The 18824-nt window shown below is 43.9% G+C and carries 24 protein-coding genes; 16 read left to right on the plus strand and 8 right to left on the minus strand.

The features are described 5' to 3' along the window. Window positions 1-480 precede the first annotated feature (480 nt). The 5 genes from arcA to FTW16_RS01565 all read left to right on the plus strand — a co-directional run bounded on the left by arcA (window position 481) and on the right by FTW16_RS01565 (window position 5057). Window positions 481-1701, plus strand: coding sequence for an arginine deiminase (gene arcA / locus FTW16_RS01545; RefSeq protein ID WP_019821481.1), 1221 nt, complete (start codon window positions 481-483; stop codon window positions 1699-1701). 156 nt (window positions 1702-1857) lie between these two features. Then, window positions 1858-2862 (plus strand): ornithine carbamoyltransferase, encoded by a 1005-nt coding sequence (locus FTW16_RS01550; protein WP_146489813.1) that lies wholly within the window; start codon window positions 1858-1860, stop codon window positions 2860-2862. Window positions 2863-3127: 265 nt separating this feature from the next. Next, a complete protein-coding gene (pyrB, locus tag FTW16_RS01555) occupies window positions 3128-4057 on the plus strand; it encodes an aspartate carbamoyltransferase (protein WP_146489814.1) in 930 nt (309 codons plus the stop codon). A 12-nt stretch (window positions 4058-4069) separates the two neighbouring features. After that, window positions 4070-4531 carry an aspartate carbamoyltransferase regulatory subunit gene (gene pyrI, locus FTW16_RS01560; protein ID WP_017058927.1) on the plus strand — a complete coding sequence of 154 codons (462 nt, stop codon included), beginning with the start codon at window positions 4070-4072 and terminating at the stop codon, window positions 4529-4531. 136 nt (window positions 4532-4667) lie between these two features. Continuing rightward, window positions 4668-5057: a RidA family protein gene (locus FTW16_RS01565; protein ID WP_004738682.1), complete on the plus strand. Its 390-nt coding sequence runs from the start codon at window positions 4668-4670 to the stop codon at window positions 5055-5057. 112 nt (window positions 5058-5169) lie between these two features. Here FTW16_RS01565 and FTW16_RS01570 read toward each other — a convergent pair whose 3' ends face one another. The 8 genes from FTW16_RS01570 to mlaF all read right to left on the minus strand — a co-directional run bounded on the left by FTW16_RS01570 (window position 5170) and on the right by mlaF (window position 10649). After that, a complete protein-coding gene (locus FTW16_RS01570; RefSeq protein ID WP_017058926.1) occupies window positions 5170-5895 on the minus strand; it encodes a 1-acylglycerol-3-phosphate O-acyltransferase in 726 nt (241 codons plus the stop codon). 152 nt (window positions 5896-6047) lie between these two features. Continuing rightward, on the minus strand, window positions 6048-7313 hold the full coding sequence (gene murA, locus FTW16_RS01575; RefSeq protein WP_017058925.1) for a UDP-N-acetylglucosamine 1-carboxyvinyltransferase: 1266 nt from the start codon (window positions 7311-7313) through the stop codon (window positions 6048-6050). An 8-nt stretch (window positions 7314-7321) separates the two neighbouring features. Continuing rightward, window positions 7322-7576: a BolA family iron metabolism protein IbaG gene (gene ibaG / locus FTW16_RS01580; protein WP_017058924.1), complete on the minus strand. Its 255-nt coding sequence runs from the start codon at window positions 7574-7576 to the stop codon at window positions 7322-7324. Between the two features lie 13 nt (window positions 7577-7589). Beyond that, the gene (locus FTW16_RS01585) at window positions 7590-7898 is read right to left on the minus strand and encodes a lipid asymmetry maintenance protein MlaB (RefSeq protein WP_004735315.1); all 309 of its coding nucleotides are present in this window, start codon (window positions 7896-7898) and stop codon (window positions 7590-7592) included. After that, window positions 7898-8500 carry a phospholipid-binding protein MlaC gene (locus FTW16_RS01590; RefSeq protein WP_261383388.1) on the minus strand — a complete coding sequence of 201 codons (603 nt, stop codon included), beginning with the start codon at window positions 8498-8500 and terminating at the stop codon, window positions 7898-7900. Before FTW16_RS01590 ends, FTW16_RS01585 begins: the two co-directional genes overlap by 1 nt. A 79-nt stretch (window positions 8501-8579) precedes the next feature. Next, complete coding sequence (mlaD, locus tag FTW16_RS01595; protein WP_019821466.1) at window positions 8580-9071, minus strand: outer membrane lipid asymmetry maintenance protein MlaD; 492 nt, start codon at window positions 9069-9071, stop codon at window positions 8580-8582. Window positions 9072-9073: 2 nt separating this feature from the next. Then, window positions 9074-9853: a lipid asymmetry maintenance ABC transporter permease subunit MlaE gene (mlaE, locus tag FTW16_RS01600; protein WP_146489816.1), complete on the minus strand. Its 780-nt coding sequence runs from the start codon at window positions 9851-9853 to the stop codon at window positions 9074-9076. Window position 9854: 1 nt separating this feature from the next. Next, window positions 9855-10649: a phospholipid ABC transporter ATP-binding protein MlaF gene (gene mlaF, locus FTW16_RS01605; RefSeq protein WP_146489817.1), complete on the minus strand. Its 795-nt coding sequence runs from the start codon at window positions 10647-10649 to the stop codon at window positions 9855-9857. A 264-nt stretch (window positions 10650-10913) separates the two neighbouring features. Between mlaF and FTW16_RS01610 the strand changes: the two genes are divergently transcribed. The 11 genes from FTW16_RS01610 to FTW16_RS01660 all read left to right on the plus strand — a co-directional run bounded on the left by FTW16_RS01610 (window position 10914) and on the right by FTW16_RS01660 (window position 18683). After that, a complete protein-coding gene (locus FTW16_RS01610) occupies window positions 10914-11879 on the plus strand; it encodes a calcium/sodium antiporter (RefSeq protein WP_019821462.1) in 966 nt (321 codons plus the stop codon). A 34-nt stretch (window positions 11880-11913) separates the two neighbouring features. Then, window positions 11914-12885 (plus strand): arabinose-5-phosphate isomerase KdsD, encoded by a 972-nt coding sequence (gene kdsD, locus FTW16_RS01615; RefSeq protein ID WP_146489818.1) that lies wholly within the window; start codon window positions 11914-11916, stop codon window positions 12883-12885. Next, window positions 12885-13442: a 3-deoxy-manno-octulosonate-8-phosphatase KdsC gene (gene kdsC, locus FTW16_RS01620; RefSeq protein WP_146489819.1), complete on the plus strand. Its 558-nt coding sequence runs from the start codon at window positions 12885-12887 to the stop codon at window positions 13440-13442. Before kdsD ends, kdsC begins: the two co-directional genes overlap by 1 nt. Continuing rightward, window positions 13439-14002 carry an LPS export ABC transporter periplasmic protein LptC gene (gene lptC, locus FTW16_RS01625; protein ID WP_004735306.1) on the plus strand — a complete coding sequence of 188 codons (564 nt, stop codon included), beginning with the start codon at window positions 13439-13441 and terminating at the stop codon, window positions 14000-14002. The genes kdsC and lptC overlap by 4 nt, the downstream gene beginning before the upstream one ends. After that, a complete protein-coding gene (gene lptA, locus FTW16_RS01630; protein ID WP_060983516.1) occupies window positions 13983-14477 on the plus strand; it encodes a lipopolysaccharide transport periplasmic protein LptA in 495 nt (164 codons plus the stop codon). Before lptC ends, lptA begins: the two co-directional genes overlap by 20 nt. 3 nt (window positions 14478-14480) lie before the next feature. Beyond that, window positions 14481-15206, plus strand: coding sequence for an LPS export ABC transporter ATP-binding protein (lptB, locus tag FTW16_RS01635; protein WP_061019134.1), 726 nt, complete (start codon window positions 14481-14483; stop codon window positions 15204-15206). 54 nt (window positions 15207-15260) lie between these two features. Beyond that, window positions 15261-16721 carry an RNA polymerase factor sigma-54 gene (locus FTW16_RS01640; RefSeq protein ID WP_017058913.1) on the plus strand — a complete coding sequence of 487 codons (1461 nt, stop codon included), beginning with the start codon at window positions 15261-15263 and terminating at the stop codon, window positions 16719-16721. 62 nt (window positions 16722-16783) lie between these two features. Further along, complete coding sequence (gene hpf / locus FTW16_RS01645) at window positions 16784-17071, plus strand: ribosome hibernation promoting factor (protein ID WP_009847742.1); 288 nt, start codon at window positions 16784-16786, stop codon at window positions 17069-17071. Between the two features lies 1 nt (window position 17072). Continuing rightward, window positions 17073-17534: a PTS IIA-like nitrogen regulatory protein PtsN gene (ptsN, locus tag FTW16_RS01650; protein ID WP_004738707.1), complete on the plus strand. Its 462-nt coding sequence runs from the start codon at window positions 17073-17075 to the stop codon at window positions 17532-17534. A gap of 1 nt (window position 17535) precedes the next feature. Beyond that, window positions 17536-18405, plus strand: a complete 870-nt coding sequence (rapZ, locus tag FTW16_RS01655; RefSeq protein ID WP_146489820.1) for an RNase adapter RapZ — start codon at window positions 17536-17538, stop codon at window positions 18403-18405. 2 nt (window positions 18406-18407) lie between these two features. Further along, on the plus strand, window positions 18408-18683 hold the full coding sequence (locus tag FTW16_RS01660) for an HPr family phosphocarrier protein (protein WP_017066670.1): 276 nt from the start codon (window positions 18408-18410) through the stop codon (window positions 18681-18683). The last annotated feature ends 141 nt before the right edge of the window (window positions 18684-18824 follow it).

The raw sequence follows: 18824 nt of genomic DNA on the forward strand, positions 1-18824 counted from the left end.
AAAGGTAAGTTTATCACGAGATCGCTGAGCCAATATCAATTCAAAAGTGAAATCAAAATCACAGAAACAAATTTTCAACATTTTATTAACTGACGTGTATTTTAGCATTTCGTTTTTATGGACACTTTAGGACTTATTGAATAAAACTTGCGTGATTAGTCACGTTAGGTGCATACGCTAAACCGCTTTTGGGGTGCATAAATCCTCAGCTTGTTATCAAAAAGTGCATAATAGTGAATAAAAAATCACGATTAATAAGCAAAATTCAATTCTAACAAGCCATGAGTTGAGCATAGATCCTCAAAAACGTTGTTCCGTTCGATAGCCAGTTAATTGGAGTTTAATCTGTATAAAGTTAAGAATTTTAGATTTTATGACCAATAATCAGAAAAATACCTTGTATTAACTCAATCTGCAAAACTTGCATATTACGGACAAGCTTGTCATAAATAGACGCTGGATTAATAGTAAGGATGCAAAATGAGTAAGCTGTACGTTGGCTCCGAAGTCGGTCAATTGAGACGAGTTCTCCTAAATAGACCTGAAAGAGCACTCACCCACCTCACCCCTTCAAACTGCCATGATCTTCTATTTGATGATGTACTTGCCGTTGAAGCCGCAGGTGAAGAACATGACGCCTTTGCAGAAACGCTGCGCAGTCAAGACGTAGAAGTGCTATTGCTTCATGACCTGCTCGTAGAGACGCTTGCCGTATCTCAGGCTCGTGAATGGTTGCTGAATACTCAAATCTCAGATTTCCGTTATGGGCCGACTTTTGCCCGTGACTTAAGAAACTACCTTGCTCAAATGGATAATGAACACCTAGCAACGATCTTACTCGGTGGCTTGGCCTACTCTGAGCTTCCTATCAAATCATCATCGATGCTGCCTAAAATGCATCGACCACTCGATTTCGTTATCGAGCCACTGCCGAACCACCTATTTACGCGAGATACCTCATGCTGGGTTTACGGCGGTGTGTCGCTAAACCCAATGATGAAACCGGCTCGTCAACGCGAAACAAACCACTTACGTGCTATCTATCGCTGGCACCCAGTGTTTGCCGGTCAAGACTTCATTAAGTACTTTGGTGATGAAGATCTGCACTACGACAACGCTAATATTGAAGGCGGTGACGTATTGGTTATTGGTAAAGGTGCGGTACTGGTTGGCATCTCTGAGCGTACGAAACCACAAGGTGTCGAAAACCTAGCGGCTAGTCTATTCAGATCAGGCCAAGCAACCGAAGTGATTGCTATCGATTTACCAAAACACCGCTCTTGTATGCACCTTGATACGGTGATGACACACATGGATATCGACACTTTCTCTGTCTACCCAGAGATTGTTCGCAAAGATCTAGACACTTGGCGCCTAACACCTAAAGAAAATGGCGAAATGCGTGTCGAAAAAGCTGAAAACTACCTCTCAGCGATTGAAGGCGCACTAGGCCTTGATCAACTGAAGATCATCACTACCGGCGGTGACAACTACGAAGCTGAGCGTGAACAGTGGAATGACGCTAACAACGTGCTGACGGTGAAGCCAGGTACAGTGATCGGTTATGAGCGTAATGTTTACACCAATGAGAAATACGACAAGGCGGGTATCGAAGTTCTAACGATTCCTGGCAACGAGCTAGGCCGTGGTCGTGGCGGCGCACGCTGTATGAGCTGCCCTATCGAAAGAGATGGTATCTAAGTCAAAGAGCTCAGTTAAACGGACTCAATAACTTATCTAGGCCAGTATTCATTTACTGGCCTTTTTTATTAAATAAATAAAATAAATATTCACAAATATAGCATTTTTATGTTTAACTGAGTTCTTCATTGATTCTATATTCGCAAGGAGCGAGAGATGGCCTTTAATCTTCGCAATCGTAACTTTCTAAAACTTCTCGACTTTACTCCTAAAGAGATTCAGTTTTTACTCGATCTGTCTGCTGATCTAAAAAAAGCTAAGTATGCAGGAACAGAGCAGAAAAAGCTTAACGGTAAAAACATCGCTTTGATCTTTGAAAAAGCATCAACTCGAACTCGATGTGCTTTTGAAGTAGCCGCCTTTGATCAAGGTGCTCAAGTCTCTTACCTTGGCCCTTCTGGTTCTCAGATTGGTCAAAAAGAATCAATGAAAGATACGGCTCGTGTATTGGGACGTATGTACGATGGCATCGAATATCGTGGTTTTGGCCAGAGTATTGTTGAAGACCTAGGCGCTTATGCGGGCGTGCCTGTTTGGAATGGCTTAACCGATGAGTTCCACCCTACTCAGATTTTGGCTGATTTCCTCACTATGCTTGAGCATGGCCGCGGAAAACATCTGCACCAAATAAGCTTTGCTTATCTTGGCGATGCACGCAATAACATGGGTAACTCTCTGTTAGTCGGTGCGGCGAAGATGGGCATGGATATTCGCCTTGTCGCTCCAAAAGCTTTTTGGCCGGAAGAGCAGCTCGTTGAAGGGTGCCAAGCTATCGCGCAAAGTACAGGAGCCAAAATCACGCTGACAGAAGACGTTGCTGAAGGCGTAAAAGGCTGTGATTTCCTTTACACCGATGTTTGGGTTTCGATGGGCGAGGCGCCAGAAGCTTGGGACGAACGTGTTGCTGTTATGACGCCTTACCAAGTGAATATGGATGTTATTAAGCTGACGGGGAACCCTCAAGTGAAATTCATGCACTGCTTACCTGCTTTCCACAACAATGAAACCGTAATCGGCCAGCAAGTCGCAGACAAGTATGGAATGAACGGTTTAGAAGTCACTGACGAAGTCTTTGAATCGGATTACTCAATTGTGTTTGATGAAGCAGAGAATCGCATGCACACCATCAAAGCGGTAATGGTTGCGACACTGGGCCAATAGCGAATATTGAAAGTAAACAAAGCTTGATGTAATCGCTTGCGATCACAAATTGAAAGCGTATAATTCTCAGCAATTTGTCTGAGAGTAGTGAAAATGACGCCAACCAATATTGTGATAACACATAATAATATTGTGGAAACACCAAATATTGCTCGTAAGCTAAGATGCTTACCAGGCCGTCTATTCTGCTTTTCAGCACTTTTTTAAAGCCTCCCATTATGGGGGGCTTTTTTATGGCCAATACATTATTGTGGGGAAGAAGATCATGGCGAATTCGCTCTATCAAAAGCACATCATCTCAATTCCAGAGCTTTCTCGTGAAGAGCTAGAATTAATTGTTCAAACGGCAGGTCAGCTAAAGGCTGAACCAAACCCAGAACTCATCAAGAACAAAGTGGTTGCCAGTTGCTTCTTCGAACCTTCTACGCGAACTCGTCTCTCTTTTGAAACTGCGATTCAACGCATCGGTGGTGATGTGATTGGTTTCGACAGTGGTGGTAACACTTCTTTGGCAAAGAAAGGCGAAACGTTAGTGGACTCGGTACAGGTTATCTCTTCATACGTTGATGCTTACGTGATGCGTCACCCTCAAGAAGGCGCAGCGCGTCTGGCTTCTGAGTTCTCAAACGGTGTACCTGTTATTAACGCAGGTGACGGCGCAAACCAACACCCAACACAAACGTTATTAGACCTATTCTCTATCGCTGAGACACAAGGTCGCCTCGACAACCTAAACGTTGCATTCGTTGGTGACCTTAAGTACGGCCGTACGGTTCACTCGTTGACGCAAGCACTAGCGAAGTTCGACAACATCTGTTTCTACTTCGTGGCTCCAGAAGCTCTAGCGATGCCAGACTACATTTGCGAAGAGCTTGATGAAGCGGGAATCAAGTACCAACTATTGACGGACATGGAAGATGTCATTCCTGAGCTTGATGTTTTGTACATGACTCGAGTTCAAAAGGAGCGCTTCGATGAGTCAGAATACGCACATATCAAGTCAGCATACATCCTAACGGCTGCTCTGTTAGAAAATGCACGTGATAATCTGAAGGTGCTACACCCTCTTCCGCGTGTTGATGAAATTACTGTCGATGTCGATAAAACACCTTACGCTTACTACTTCCAGCAAGCAGAGAATGGTGTTTACGCTCGTGAAGCATTGCTAGCCCTTGTTCTTAACGAAACGCTGTAGAGGAAAGATATCATGTCTAAAGAGACTCAATTAAAAGTTGAAGCAATCAGAAACGGTACTGTTATCGACCACATCCCAGCTAACATCGGGATCAAGGTGCTAAAACTGTTCGACATGCACAACTCTCACCAGCGCGTGACCATTGGCCTAAATCTGCCGTCTTCTGCACTAGGCGGGAAAGACCTACTCAAGATTGAGAATGTGTTTATCACCGAAGAACAGGCGAGCAAGCTGGCTCTTTACGCACCTCATGCAACAGTGAACCAAATCGAAGATTACGAAGTAGTTAAGAAGCTCCCCCTAGAACTTCCTGAGCAAATCAACGACGTTTTCGAGTGTCCAAATACCAACTGTATTACTCACAATGAACCGGTTGAAAGCAGCTTTAAGATCTTTGAAAAGAAAGAAGATATTCGATTAAAGTGTAAGTATTGCGAAAAAGTATTCTCTCGCGAGATCGTGACAGAAAGATAACGCCATACGGCAACACTGACCGAATGTAAAAACTATCAAATACCTCGCCTATGCGGGGTATTTTGCTCTTTACCTATCCAAAATTTGAAGGCACACTGAAAATTGATTTTTATCTAATAACTGATGGAATAAACCAATGACTAAAGTACTTCACACAGAATCTGCTCCAGCTGCAATCGGCCCATACGTACAAGGCGTTGACCTTGGCAACATGGTACTGACTTCTGGTCAAATCCCAGTAAACCCAGCAACTGGTGAAGTATCTGCTGATATCGCAGAGCAAGCTCGCCAATCTCTAGACAACGTTAAAGCGGTTGTAGAAGCTTCAGGCCTAACTGTAAAAGACATCGTAAAGCTAACAGTATTCGTCAAAGACCTAAACGACTTCGGCACAGTAAACGAAGTTTACGGTAAGTTCTTCGATGAGCACGGCGTTGCAAACTACCCTGCACGCTCATGTGTTGAAGTAGCTCGTCTACCAAAAGATGTAGGTATCGAGATCGAAGCTATTGCAGTTCGCAAATAGTCTTTAGTACCTAAATCTATAGTAAGCGTCTGAGCATAAAGCTGAGTGTTTATCAGATACAAAAAAGGTTGCCCATTTGGCAACCTTTTTTATTATTCAGCGTTTTGCTCAATTACTTCTTGTTGAGCTCAACCACTTCTTTATCAAGCTCTTCCAACTTAGCGGCCATCTGCTCACGAGCTAGGTTAGCCAGTTCACGAACATTAGACTTGTCGTAGCCTTCAGTGCTGATTGGTGGCAACATTTCAACAATCACGTGACCATTGTTCCAACGGTTTAGCTTCACGCCACCTGTTGAGCTGCACACAATAGGGATGATTGGTAAGCCAGCACCAATCGCAGCATGGAATGCACCTGTTTTGAATGGCAGCAGACCACGACCACGAGAACGAGTGCCCTCAGGGAACATCCAAACTGAAACATCACTCTCTTTTAGACTAGTCACGACCTGATCAATCGTACCTACCGCTTTACTGCGGTTAGCACGGTCAATGAGGATGTTACCCGTCAACCAGTAAAGCTGACCAAATAGAGGCATCCATACTAGACTTTTCTTACCAACCGTCACCACTTTAGGCGTTACCGCTGATGAAATCGTGAATAGATCCCAGCTATTTTGGTGGTTCGCCACATAAACATGTTGGCCGCGAGAGTAGGCATCCTCTGGAATACGAAGCTCTAGCTTCATGCCGAAGATCTTCGACATGCGACCGAAATAACGGCCAAAGGTAAATACGTGTTTCGGGTTACGTGGACTTAATAAACAGTAGCCACAACCAAATACAAACATAAGAATCGCAAATATCGCCACTGCGAAAATACGTAATATTGCTATCATTTTGTTCCTCACCGACCGCCAAGTTAATTCATCTATTCATGCAAAAATGAGCAATAGATTTACTTGCGGCAAATACAACTATAAAAAAGCCGAAACCAAGGTTCCGACTTTTATGTTTTCATCTTACTAATTCATGAACCCACTAACCTAGGTTAGTTCGACTCACTAAATCGTGTAATGTTTGCGCCTAAGGCTGACAGTTTATCTTCAATCTTATCGTAGCCACGATCGATGTGATAAATACGGTCAACGATAGTTTCGCCTTGAGCTATACAGCCAGCGATAACAAGGCTCGCAGATGCGCGAAGGTCCGTTGCCATTACTTGAGCGCCGCTCAGTTTTTCCGTTTCACCACAGATAGCCGTGTTGCCTTCGATTTCCGCTTTTGCACCCATTCGCTGTAACTCAGGAATGTGCATAAAGCGGTTTTCAAAGATAGTCTCAGTGATAACACCACTGCCCTTCGCCATCATGTTAAGCAGAGTAAACTGTGCTTGCATGTCGGTCGGGAAACCAGGGTGAGGTGCTGTTACGATTTTCACCGCTTTCAGTTCACGACCCGTCATATCAAGGCTGATCCAGTCTTCTCCCGTTTCAACCTTCGCACCCGCTTCTTCAAGCTTCGCTAAGGCAGCTTCAAGAAGATGAGCGTTGGTGTTGCGACAAACCACTTTACCGCCAGAAACAGCAGCAGCAACCAAGAAAGTACCTGTTTCAATACGGTCAGCAACTACAGAGTGTTGACCACCACCAAGACGTTCAACGCCTTCGATAGTAATCGTATCTGTACCTGCGCCAGAGATCTTAGCACCTAGTTTGTTTAGGAAGTCAGCCGTATCAACAATCTCAGGCTCACGCGCTGAGTTATCGAGTACTGTTGTTCCTTCCGCTAGCGTTGCTGCACACATGATAGTAATGGTGGCACCCACACTTACTTTATCCATCACGATGTGCGCGCCTTTCAGACGGCCATCAACACTTGCTTTCACATAACCATCTTCCAACTTAATGGTCGCACCTAGTTGCTCTAGGCCATGGATATGCAAATCAACAGGTCGAGCGCCAATTGCACAACCGCCTGGAAGTGACACTTGACCTTCACCAAAACGAGCCACTAGAGGACCTAAAGCCCAGATAGAAGCACGCATTGTTTTCACTAAATCGTAAGGCGCACAAAATTCATTAATTTCGCTGCCATCAACATGAACACTACCGTTACGTGATACTTTTGCGCCTAAACGCTTAAGCAATTCCATCGTAGTATCGATGTCACGTAGGTGAGGAACATTACTCACTTCCACTGGCTCTTCAGCAAGAATTGAAGCAAATAAGATTGGTAGCGCTGCATTTTTTGCGCCTGAGATCGTCACTTCACCGCTTAGCGGCTTATCCGATCCAATAACTCGAAACTTTTCCATCATAAACCTTAAAGTGACATCAGTTTCTTATCACGTTCCCACTCTTCCGGCGTGAAAGCCTTAATAGAAAGAGCATGGATATCATTGCGTTGAATGTATTCCATTAGTGGACCGTAGATTAGTTGCTGCTTCTTAACTCGATTCATGCCGTCAAAACATGGATCAACCGCAACAACTTCGTAATGACTGCCTTCACCTTTCACGAAAATTTCCTGAAGGTTCAGTGCTTCTGCTAATAATTCTTGTACTTTTGTGCTGTCCACAAATAGCTCCTGCCTAATTTTTTATGTGTTCTGCCATCATTGGCTGGATATTGCTCAATTGGAACAACGTTCTCAATTGTTCTGGCACGAAACTGAGCATTATATGACAGTTTTGATTTTTTGCATGCTCTAATAAGTGAATTAGCATCACCATTCCTGCTGAATCGACTCGATTTATATGGCTAAGGTCAATTTCAACGCTCGATTCCGTTGTTTGCCACTTTTCCAATATACGCCAGATTGCAGGGACACTGTCTCGGTCAATATCACCGAGCAGCTGATATTCTTTAGAGCTTAGTGCTTGCCATTGAGAATGGCTCATTATTTGTTACTCTCAAAACGAATCGGTTGTGCGGCTAATTTCTCTAGTTCGTCAGCAACTTGTAAGATGCCTTCTTGACGAATCTTAGTATTCCACTCCGATTGCTTGCTCGACAACAGGCTAATCCCTTCGGCAACCATATCAAATGCTTTCCACTCGCCAGACTTTTTGTCTTTGCGAAGCTTAAATTCAAGCTTGATGTTTGGTCGCGGCGTATCGATGATATCGACCTTGATACTGGTAATACGGCTATCCGCTTTGATTTTTGGTTCTGGACCAAATTCAATCGTCTGATCTGTGTATTGAGTCAGCACTTGGGCATAAGAAGAAACCAGGTATTTACGGAAGGAATCGATAAACACGCCCACGTCTTTTCTATCCGCGCCTTTCAAGTTCGGTCCAAGTAACTTAAGTGCTGCATATTGTGCGTTCACATAAGGCATCAACTCTTCTTCCACAATGACCTTCAATAATTCTGGGTCTTGGTGGATGTTGTCTTGTTCACTCTTCAAACGATCAAATGCAACTTCTGCTACTTGAGTCATCATCTGGTACGGCTGAGTACGATCAATCGCTTCTGCAGCAATAGCTTGAGCCGACATCAGAAAAGCGACGGCTGTCAGAAACCATATCTTCAAAAAGTTATTATTCTTCAATAATTTATTTGTCTTTAACATGTGCCTACTCCTTAGCTTCGCTATCATCAGAGCCACCAACGCTATACAGCACTTGTCCAATCAAATCTTCTAATACTAATGCCGATTTGGTGTCTTCGATAGAATCACCATCAACCAACATTTCTTCATCGTCAAAAATGAAACCCGGAACCAAGCTGATGTACTGCTCACCGATTAATCCAGACGTTAAGATTTGCGCACTAGAGGTATCTGGAAATTGTGAGTACTTCCCATCAATAGATAATTCAACGACAGGAAGGTAGCTCTCGGTATCAAGCTCAATGCTTTTAACTCGACCAACAACGACGCCACCCACCTTCACTGGAGAACGAACTTTTAGGCTACCAATGTTGTCAAAGGTCGCTTTTAGATTGTAAGTATGGTTCGAACCAATGCCTTTTACGTCAGCGACTTGAAAGATCATGATTAAGATTGCGCAAATTCCGGCAATAACAAAGGTGCCGACCCATAATTCTAATTTTCGAGTTTGTTGCATGATTAATTCCCAAACATCAATGCGGTAAGAACAAAATCTAGCCCTAGTACCGCCAGAGAAGAGTGCACTACAGTGCGTGTAGTTGCCTGACTAATACCTTCTGAAGTCGGTACTGCATCATAACCATTAAAAAGTGCGATCCAAGTGACTGTGATAGCGAAGACCATGCATTTGATCATGCTGTTACCAATATCTCGGCCAAGCTCAACTGAAGACTGCATGGCAGACCAGAAGCTACCGTGGTCAATCCCTTTCCAATCAACACCAACTAACTGAGCCCCCCAAATCCCGACCGCCATGAAGATCATAGCGAGCAGTGGCATTGAGATAAGACCAGCCCAAAGACGTGGCGCAATAATGCGTTTAATAGGATCTACAGCCATCATTTCTAGGCTAGAGATCTGTTCCGTTGCTTTCATCAAGCCGATTTCAGCCGTTAACGCTGAACCTGCGCGGCCTGCAAATAGTAGCGCTGTCACCACTGGGCCCAACTCACGTAACAATGAAAGCGCGACCATTTGACCAAGGTTACCCTCAGCTCCGTAGTCGATTAACACCACATAACCTTGCAGGCTAAGCACCATGCCAATAAACAGACCCGAAACTAAGATGATAGCCAATGACTGAACGCCAACGCTATAAAGTTGTTTAACTAATAAAGGGAAATTTTTTAGTCTCGGAATGCCAAATAAAGCCCCAAATAACATTAGGCTTGCTCGACCAAATGACTCACAGACCGCAAGTGTGCGCTTACCGACACCCACAATAGTTTTAACAATCATATTAAAACAAATCCTTTTCTAGGCTCTTTGCTGGGAATCTAAATGGCACAGGGCCATCTGCTTCACCTTGCAAAAATTGTTGCACTCGAGGATCACTGTTGCTGTACAGATCGTCAGGTGAACCAGATGCAATAACTTTTCCATCAGCCATTAAGTAAACCCAATCAGCAATACTCATTACCTCAGGCACATCGTGAGAAACGATAATAGAGGTTAAATCCAAAGCTTGATTAAGATTACGAATCAGCTCGACCAATACACCCATAGTAATTGGGTCTTGGCCAACAAACGGTTCATCATACATGATAAGCTCTGGATCCAATGCGATCGCACGAGCCAACGCCGCTCGTCTCGCCATACCACCGGACAACTCACTTGGCATTAATTGCGCCGCACCTCGTAAGCCTACCGCTTCAAGCTTAAGTAATACGATGGTACGAATGAATTTTTCATTAAGTTCAGTGTGCTCTCGCAGCGGAAACGCCACATTATCAAACACATTGAGATCCGTAAAAAGCGCACCAGATTGGAATAACATGCTCATTTTCTTACGTGCTTGATATAGCTTTCGACGTGATAGTGCAGGGATATTGTCGCCATCAAACCAAACTTCGCCTTCATCTGGCAGTAATTGTCCACCAATCAAACGCAGCAAGGTTGTTTTACCAATCCCAGACGGCCCCATGATTGCGGTTATTTTGCCTTGAGGTACCTCTAAACTAATGTCATCAAAAATAACCCGCTCACCGCGTGAGAAGCTGAGGTTCTTAACTTTCACAAGCTCAGTGTTCAACATATTTTTGTTGTTTCCTTGCTTTAAAAAACGCCAATTATGGCTGCAATAATAATGAGTCTACTTTAGAATTAAAAGCACTGTTCAATTAATTCATATTAAACAGGAATCTATGCAGGGATTTGAAAGCATTAGAAAATTATCTATTGAGCTCTCTTTCTTGCCAGCTAACTGGTAATTAATTTGCCGAGTGACTTCCCTTTTATCTAGCAACAGGTCAAAATTAGCGGTTAATTCTCCGTTTTTATTAATTTTTTAGGAATCATCATGCTTGAAGCGATTGCGTTTCTTATTATCGGTCTAGGTTTTTTGGTGTGGAGTGCAGATAAGCTGGTTTACGGTGCCGCTGCTCTTGCTCGCAACTTCGGTATCTCACCACTAGTTATCGGTATGACGATCTTAGCAATGGGGTCTTCGGCTCCTGAAATGATGGTTTCAGCTACAGCAGCGCTTGATGGCAAAACCGATACCGCTGTAGGTAACGTATTAGGCTCAAACATCGCCAATATCGCACTAATTTTAGGTATTACAGCCCTTATCAAGCCGCTATCAATCAGCTCAGGCGTAATTCGTCGTGAACTACCTTTGATGATAGGTGTCACTTTATTAGCTGGCGCACTGCTTTGGGATAACCATTTGGGTTTCTACGAAGGCGTGTTGTTATTTGTTCTTTTCGGCGCTTTCTTGTTTGCCATGCTACAAATCAGCCGCAGTGAGAAAAAGAACGGTGATGCCTTCCTTGACGAGCAAGAATCAGAAATCCCAGAGGGCGTAAGCAACCCTAAAGCCGCAATGTGGGTGGTGATTGGTCTGATCATCCTGCCTTTAGCTGCTGATATGCTGGTTGATAATGCGGTAATCATCGCGAAATACTTTGGCATGAGCGACCTTGTGATTGGTCTAACCATCATTGCCGTAGGTACTAGTCTGCCTGAGCTTGCAGCATCACTAGCCGGTGTTATGAAAGGTGAAGATGATATGGCCGTGGGCAATATCATTGGTTCAAACGTATTCAACATCCTTGCTGTTATGGGTATCCCCGGCATCCTAAACCCTTCGATCTTGAGCGAGTTTGCGATGGGTCGCGACTTCTGGGTAATGCTGGGCGTATCGCTACTGCTTGTGGTCATGGCACTAGGGAAATCTCGTAGCGTGAATCGTATTGAAGGCGGCGTGTTAATCGTAACATTCGTTGTCTACCAAAGTTACCTACTAATGAACATGTCGGCTTAATTGTTGATTTAACTTCCCGTACTTGGAGTATTTGATGTCTCAGCCATTTGATTACCGCAGTGTCGCAAAACAAGTTTTGGAAACCGAAGTTGCAGGTCTCACTCAATTAGACCAATATTTTAATGATGATTTTTGTAAAGCTTGCGACCTTATCCTAAACAACAAAGGCAAAGTCGTTGTGATGGGCATGGGTAAATCAGGCCACATTGGCAACAAAATCGCAGCCACATTGGCAAGTACTGGGACATCGGCTTTCTTTGTACACCCAGGAGAAGCTGCACATGGCGACTTAGGCATGATCGAACCTGGCGATATTGTGATCGCAATATCCAACTCAGGCGAATCGGGAGAAATCCTCAGCCTATTCCCAGTATTAAAGCGTTTGAACATTAAGATCATCAGCATGACAGGTAAGCCAGCATCGAACATGGCGACCTTGTCTGATATCCATTTACAAATTTCAGTACCAGAAGAAGCATGTCCACTGGGCTTAGCGCCAACAACTAGCACTACTGCTACTTTGGTGATGGGTGATGCACTAGCCGTTGCACTTTTACAGGCTCGAGGCTTTACCGCTCAAGATTTTGCTCTGTCTCATCCAGGCGGCGCTTTAGGTCGTCAACTGCTGTTGAAATTAGACGACATCATGCACACAGGCGATGCACTTCCTATTGTTGCTCCGGATGCATTAGTAAGAGACGCTCTGTTAGAGATCTCTCAAAAAGGCTTAGGCATGACGGCTATCGTTGGTCAAGATGGTCAAATGGCCGGTATTTTTACCGATGGTGACTTACGCCGTATCTTAGATAAACGCGTTGATATCCATAATACTCAAATTGGCGATGTGATGACGCTAAATCCTACCGTTGCCGATCCAAACATGCTTGCAGTTGAGGGGTTAAACTTAATGCAAGCGAAGAGCATCAATGGCTTGATGCTATGCCAAGATGGCAAACTAGTTGGCGCCCTAAACATGCATGATTTATTGAAAGCTGGAGTAATGTAATGACACAGACAGTCGAAACTCTATACGGCACTGTTGACTCAGGTGTATTTGCAATAGCAAAAGACATCAAACTCCTAATTTGCGATGTCGATGGCGTATTCTCTGATGGTCGTATCTACATGGGCAACAACGGTGAAGAGCTGAAGACCTTCCATACTCGTGACGGTTACGGCATTAAGTCACTGATGAATGCTGGCATTGAAATCGCGATCATCACTGGCCGTAAGTCTCAAATTGTTGAAAATCGAATGACTGCTCTCGGCATTAAGCTGATTTATCAAGGTCAAGACGATAAAGTTAAGGCATACCAAGATATTTGCGATAAGCTTTCAGTGAATCCTGAAAATACGGGTTATATCGGCGATGATCTGATCGACTGGCCTGTGATGGAAAAAGTTGGCTTGAAGGTCTGTGTAGCAGATGGTCACCCACTACTTGCAAAGCGTGCAAACTACGTGACAATCATTAAAGGTGGGCATGGCGCGGTACGTGAAGTCTGCGACCTTATTTTACAAGCAAGAAATGAACTCGACATGCATAAAGGTTTAAGCATATGAGTTTTACTCGTATTATCTATTTAATACTAATATTTATTGCCTCTTGGTCGACCTATTACCTGTACGACAAAGAGCAAACATCAACGATACAAGTAGCTCCAAATTTGGAGCTACCCGCGTTTAGTGGCAAAAGTCTAAACAACATTAGCTACGACGAAAGCGGTATTCGTAGCTATCAGGTTGAATCGACGTATTTAGAACACTACTCAGTGGTTGGCGATACGCACTTTCAAAACCCAGTTCTTTCGGTATTCCGTGAAGGGCACACGATTGAATGGCAAGTCACCGCTGATCGCGCGATTATGGATGAGAATCAAGTTGTCACTTTTTATGACAACGTCGTGGCAAAGAATCTGTTGCCAGAAGCCAGCTTCGATACAATGACCACAGATAAAATGGTTGTTGAGCTGCCTAGCCGAGATTTTTATTCAGAGACTCCGGTCCATATGATCGGTACATTTTTTGAAACTGAGGGGCAAGCAATGAAAGGTAACTTCGGTACCAACAATGCGACCCTCTTTAATTCTGTTCAAGGTAGATATGAAACTCTTACACCTTAGTTTATTCGCTTTGACCCTTGCGGCACCTAATGTCTATGCTCTGTCTTCGGATAGCGAGCAACCTGTCTACATTGACTCAGACAGCCAGCAATTGGATATGAAAAGTAACCAAGTAACTTTCCTTGGTGATGTGAACCTTAAACAAGGCAGCATCAACATCAATGCCGATAAGGTTATTGTTACTCGTAACGCCGTAAATGGTGAGATTGAAGAGATTCAAGGCTTCGGTAAGCCAGCAACCTTCTCTCAGCTTACTGACGACGGTAAGACACTCTACGGTGAAGCTGACGACTTACATTACCAGCTTGTTGCTGACAGACTGATCATGACCAAGAATGCGATGCTATCTCAAGATGGCAGCATCATCCGTGGCTCTAAGATTACTTACCAGATTGCTTCTCAAAAACTGGTTGCTGATAGTGATAGTAGCGAGCGTGTATCAACGGTATTACAACCAGCGGAAGTGAATAAGTAAACTATGGCTGTTCTTAAAGCAAAAAACCTAGCAAAAACCTACAGCAAGCGTAAAGTTGTTACCGATGTGAGCCTGCAAGTAGAATCCGGTCAGATCGTCGGTCTGCTTGGACCAAACGGTGCAGGTAAAACCACGTCTTTCTACATGATTGTCGGTTTAGTTGCGCGTGATGAAGGCACCATCAGTATTGACGATCTAGATATCAGTATCTTGCCAATGCACAGCCGTTCTCGTCTTGGTATTGGTTACCTGCCTCAAGAAGCTTCTATTTTCCGTAAGTTGTCAGTAGAAAACAACATCATGGCGGTTTTACAAACCCGTGATGAAATGACTAATGAACAGCGCCAAGATAAACTAGAAGACCTGCTAGAAGAGTTCCACATCCAACATATCCGCACCAGTAATGGTATGGCTCTGTCGGGTGGTGAGCGTCGTCGTGTTGAGATTGCTCGAGCACTAGCAGCGAATCCGCAGTTCATTCTATTAGATGAACCGTTCGCAGGTGTTGACCCGATCTCAGTTATCGATATCAAAAAAATCATTGTTCACCTACGCGATCGTGGCTTAGGCGTTTTGATTACCGACCACAACGTTCGTGAAACACTAGACGTATGTGAAAAAGCTTACATCGTAAGCCAAGGGCACCTGATCGCTGAAGGTACTCCTGAAGATGTTCTCAATAACGAACAAGTTAAACAAGTTTATCTAGGCGAACAATTCCGTCTATGATTATATAGAGAGTATCGAGAGTTCTAAGAATAATAACTAGGTAAGTCACACTGAATGAAACCCTCATTACAACTTAAGCTAGGCCAACAGTTAGCAATGACTCCTCAATTGCAGCAAGCGATTCGTTTGTTGCAATTGTCTACTTTAGATTTGCAACAAGAGATTCAAGAAGCACTTGAATCTAACCCACTACTCGATGTCGAAGAAGGCAATGAAGATACGCCAACATCGGAAGAAAAACCTAGCAGTGACGAAAAAGAAACAGTTGAAGCCACAGAGCAAGACTTACCTGATAGCTCAGACTTAATCGAAAAATCAGAGATTGGCAACGAACTGGAAATCGACACAACTTGGGAAGACGTCTACAGCGCAAACACCGGTAATACGGGTATTGCGATTGATGACGACATGCCGGTTTATCAAGGCGAAACCACTCAAAGCCTACACGATTACCTACTTTGGCAACTCGACTTAACACCATTCACTGACACCGACCGAAGCATCGCTTTTGCATTAATAGATGCCATCGATGACTATGGCTACCTCACTGTAACTTGTGAAGACATCCTTGAAAACTTCGACAATGAAGAGATCGAGCTTGATGAAATTGAAGCCGTACGTAAACGAATTCAGCAGTTTGACCCACTAGGTGTCGGCTCAGTAAATCTGCAAGATTGCTTGTTACTGCAACTGGCAACTTTCCCCCAAGATACTCCTTGGCTCAACGAAGCTAAGTTAGTACTTACTAGCCATATCGACCAACTCGGCAACCGCGATTACAAACTGGTTATCAAAGAAACCAAATTGAAAGAAGCAGAACTACGTGAAGTTTTGCAACTGATTCAACAGCTGGATCCTCGCCCTGGCAGTAAGATTACTCCGGATGAAACTGAGTATGTAGTTCCGGATGTGTCTGTCTTCAAAGATCTTGGGAAATGGTTAGTGACTATTAACCCTGATAGTGTACCTAAGCTGAAAGTGAATCAGCAGTACGCAGATCTGGGTAGTAAAGGCAACAGCGCCGACAATCAATACATCCGCTCAAATTTGCAAGAAGCAAAGTGGCTAATTAAAAGCCTAGAGAGCCGAAATGAGACGCTACTCAAAGTTGCGCGATGCATTGTTGAACATCAACGTGATTTCTTCGAACATGGCGAAGAAGCGATGAAACCAATGGTTCTGAATGATGTTGCGTTAGCCGTTGATATGCACGAATCCACGATCTCTCGTGTAACGACTCAAAAATTCATGCACACGCCACGTGGTATCTTCGAACTCAAATACTTTTTCTCAAGCCATGTCAGCACTGACAATGGCGGTGAATGTTCATCTACAGCAATTCGTGCACTCATTAAGAAGCTTGTCGCAGCGGAAAATACCGCGAAGCCTCTAAGTGATAGTAAGATTGCTGCTTTACTGGCTGACCAAGGAATTCAGGTAGCTAGACGTACCATAGCGAAATACCGTGAGTCTCTGGGCATTGCCCCATCGAGTCAGCGTAAACGCCTGCTATAAGCTAATTTAGTCGCTATTTACTTAGTAACTATAGCCAGGCAACCAACTGAAAAGGAAAGTCTATGCAAATCAATATTCAAGGCCATCACGTTGATCTTACCGATTCAATGCAAGACTATGTTCACACTAAATTCGACAAACTTGAGCGCTTCTTTGATCATATAAATAGCGTCCAGGTTGTTTTAAAAGTTGAGAAAATCAATCAAATCGCAGAAGCTACCCTGCATATAAATCAGGGGGAAATCCATGCGACAGCAACAGATGAAAGCATGTATGCCGCGATTGATTCATTGGTTGATAAACTCGTCCGCCAACTCAACAAGCACAAAGAAAAGCTAAGTAGTCACTAACATGCAATTAAGCGAAGTACTTTCATTGGACTGCACCAAAAGTGCAGTCCAATGCACAAGCAAAAAAAGAGCCCTTGAGCTCATCAGTCAGATCGCAGCAGAAAGCTGTGGTCAAGATTCAACAGAACTGTTTGAGTGCATGTTGAGCCGTGAAAAAATGGGCAGTACAGGTATTGGTAATGGCATTGCTATTCCCCACGCTCGTATGAATGTCAGTGATAAAGCGATTGCTGTATTACTGCAATGCCAAGATCCCATCGAATTTGATGCGATTGATAACCGTCCTGTCGACCTACTATTTGCCCTGCTTGTTCCAAGTGAACAATGTAAGGAGCATCTAAAAACCCTTTCTTGTATGGCAGAGCGACTAAACGATAAGCAGACTCTGAAACAGTTGCGTAATGCTCAAAGCGATCAAGAGCTTTACGACATCATGATTCAAGTGCCAACTTGCGAGCAATAACATGCGGTTAATCGTTGTTAGTGGCCAATCAGGGGCCGGTAAAAGTGTTGCGCTACGAGTCCTTGAAGACTTGGGGTATTACTGTGTCGATAACCTGCCAGTAAACCTGCTCAACGACTTTGTCGAATCGGTACGTGAGATAAATCAAAACGTCGCGGTTAGCATTGATATTCGTAACCTACCGAAAGAGCCTCAATTAGTTACAGAGATGCTAGAACAGCTAGAGTCTGCCACTAATATTGATGTGAACGTCTTGTTCCTAGATGCGAGCAAGCAGACGTTACTCAAGCGCTACAGCGAAACACGTAGAATTCACCCTTTATCGATCGGCCAAGAAAAGCTCTCTCTTGAGCAAGCGATTGATTTAGAGAAGACACTCCTGACACCTCTCGCAGAGCAAGCATGCATTGTGATTGACAGTAGCGACTGCAACCTCTACGAATTGAGTGAAAAGGTTCGATTTAAAGTTGAAGGTCAAGAGAAGCAAGAGCTGATTATTGTCTTTCAATCTTTCGGTTTTAAGTATGGCCTGCCAAGTGATGCCGACTATGTGTTCGACGTTCGCTTTTTGCCTAACCCACACTGGGAACCCGCACTACGACCACTAACTGGGCTAGATGCACCAATTCACTCTTTTCTTGAAGAACACTCAGAAGTTCTTGAACTCAAGCAACAGATCCAAGGCTTTGTTGAACAGTGGTTACCAATGTTAGAGAAGAACAATCGAAGTTACCTGACGGTCGCGATTGGCTGCACTGGCGGCAAACACCGCTCGGTTTATCTAACTCAGAAAATTGGTGAGTACTTCGAGCAACTTGGCCATCAAGTCCAAATCAGACACGCCTCCCTAGAGAAGCACCAACAGGGCTAACCATGGAATTAACTCGAACTGTACTGATCCAAAATCGCTTGGGTCTTCACGCTAGAGCAGCCGTAAAGTTGGTTGAGCTTGCACAAAGCTTTGATGCAACCATCACTATCCATAGCGAAGAAGACAAAACAGCGACAGCAGACAGCGTAATGGGGCTACTTATGCTGGAATCAGCACAAGGGCAACATATTACTATTCAAGCTGCAGGCACCGACTCACAGCAAGCACTGGATGCCGTCTGTCATCTCATTGAAGACAAGTTTGATGAGGGTGAGTAGCGAAAACGCTTCACTCACAACGCCTAAGACTCAAACAACGAACCAACCAATATTAAATCTTAGTTCTATCTAAGTTTATGATTTAAATAAGCCCCAGAATTAAGTTACTATTCCAACCATTGTTAGAATAATGAGATAGGA

Source organism: Vibrio sp. T20 (assembly GCF_007858795.1).
Taxonomy (GTDB): domain Bacteria; phylum Pseudomonadota; class Gammaproteobacteria; order Enterobacterales; family Vibrionaceae; genus Vibrio; species Vibrio satsumensis.

What these genes read in the sequence shown, in the direction of transcription:
- arcA (WP_019821481.1), top strand. Translation starts at nt 481, where the DNA reads ATGAGTAAGCTGTACGTTGGCTCCGAAGTCGGTCAATTGAGACGAGTT.
- FTW16_RS01550 (WP_146489813.1), top strand. Translation starts at nt 1,858, where the DNA reads ATGGCCTTTAATCTTCGCAATCGTAACTTTCTAAAACTTCTCGACTTT.
- pyrB (WP_146489814.1), top strand. Translation starts at nt 3,128, where the DNA reads ATGGCGAATTCGCTCTATCAAAAGCACATCATCTCAATTCCAGAGCTT.
- pyrI (WP_017058927.1), top strand. Translation starts at nt 4,070, where the DNA reads ATGTCTAAAGAGACTCAATTAAAAGTTGAAGCAATCAGAAACGGTACT.
- FTW16_RS01565 (WP_004738682.1), top strand. Translation starts at nt 4,668, where the DNA reads ATGACTAAAGTACTTCACACAGAATCTGCTCCAGCTGCAATCGGCCCA.
- FTW16_RS01570 (WP_017058926.1), bottom strand. Translation starts at nt 5,895, where the DNA reads ATGATAGCAATATTACGTATTTTCGCAGTGGCGATATTTGCGATTCTT.
- murA (WP_017058925.1), bottom strand. Translation starts at nt 7,313, where the DNA reads ATGGAAAAGTTTCGAGTTATTGGATCGGATAAGCCGCTAAGCGGTGAA.
- FTW16_RS01585 (WP_004735315.1), bottom strand. Translation starts at nt 7,898, where the DNA reads ATGAGCCATTCTCAATGGCAAGCACTAAGCTCTAAAGAATATCAGCTG.
- FTW16_RS01590 (WP_261383388.1), bottom strand. Translation starts at nt 8,500, where the DNA reads ATGTCGGCTCAAGCTATTGCTGCAGAAGCGATTGATCGTACTCAGCCG.
- mlaD (WP_019821466.1), bottom strand. Translation starts at nt 9,071, where the DNA reads ATGCAACAAACTCGAAAATTAGAATTATGGGTCGGCACCTTTGTTATT.
- mlaE (WP_146489816.1), bottom strand. Translation starts at nt 9,853, where the DNA reads ATGATTGTTAAAACTATTGTGGGTGTCGGTAAGCGCACACTTGCGGTC.
- mlaF (WP_146489817.1), bottom strand. Translation starts at nt 10,649, where the DNA reads ATGTTGAACACTGAGCTTGTGAAAGTTAAGAACCTCAGCTTCTCACGC.
- FTW16_RS01610 (WP_019821462.1), top strand. Translation starts at nt 10,914, where the DNA reads ATGCTTGAAGCGATTGCGTTTCTTATTATCGGTCTAGGTTTTTTGGTG.
- kdsD (WP_146489818.1), top strand. Translation starts at nt 11,914, where the DNA reads ATGTCTCAGCCATTTGATTACCGCAGTGTCGCAAAACAAGTTTTGGAA.
- kdsC (WP_146489819.1), top strand. Translation starts at nt 12,885, where the DNA reads ATGACACAGACAGTCGAAACTCTATACGGCACTGTTGACTCAGGTGTA.
- lptC (WP_004735306.1), top strand. Translation starts at nt 13,439, where the DNA reads ATGAGTTTTACTCGTATTATCTATTTAATACTAATATTTATTGCCTCT.
- lptA (WP_060983516.1), top strand. Translation starts at nt 13,983, where the DNA reads ATGAAACTCTTACACCTTAGTTTATTCGCTTTGACCCTTGCGGCACCT.
- lptB (WP_061019134.1), top strand. Translation starts at nt 14,481, where the DNA reads ATGGCTGTTCTTAAAGCAAAAAACCTAGCAAAAACCTACAGCAAGCGT.
- FTW16_RS01640 (WP_017058913.1), top strand. Translation starts at nt 15,261, where the DNA reads ATGAAACCCTCATTACAACTTAAGCTAGGCCAACAGTTAGCAATGACT.
- hpf (WP_009847742.1), top strand. Translation starts at nt 16,784, where the DNA reads ATGCAAATCAATATTCAAGGCCATCACGTTGATCTTACCGATTCAATG.
- ptsN (WP_004738707.1), top strand. Translation starts at nt 17,073, where the DNA reads ATGCAATTAAGCGAAGTACTTTCATTGGACTGCACCAAAAGTGCAGTC.
- rapZ (WP_146489820.1), top strand. Translation starts at nt 17,536, where the DNA reads ATGCGGTTAATCGTTGTTAGTGGCCAATCAGGGGCCGGTAAAAGTGTT.
- FTW16_RS01660 (WP_017066670.1), top strand. Translation starts at nt 18,408, where the DNA reads ATGGAATTAACTCGAACTGTACTGATCCAAAATCGCTTGGGTCTTCAC.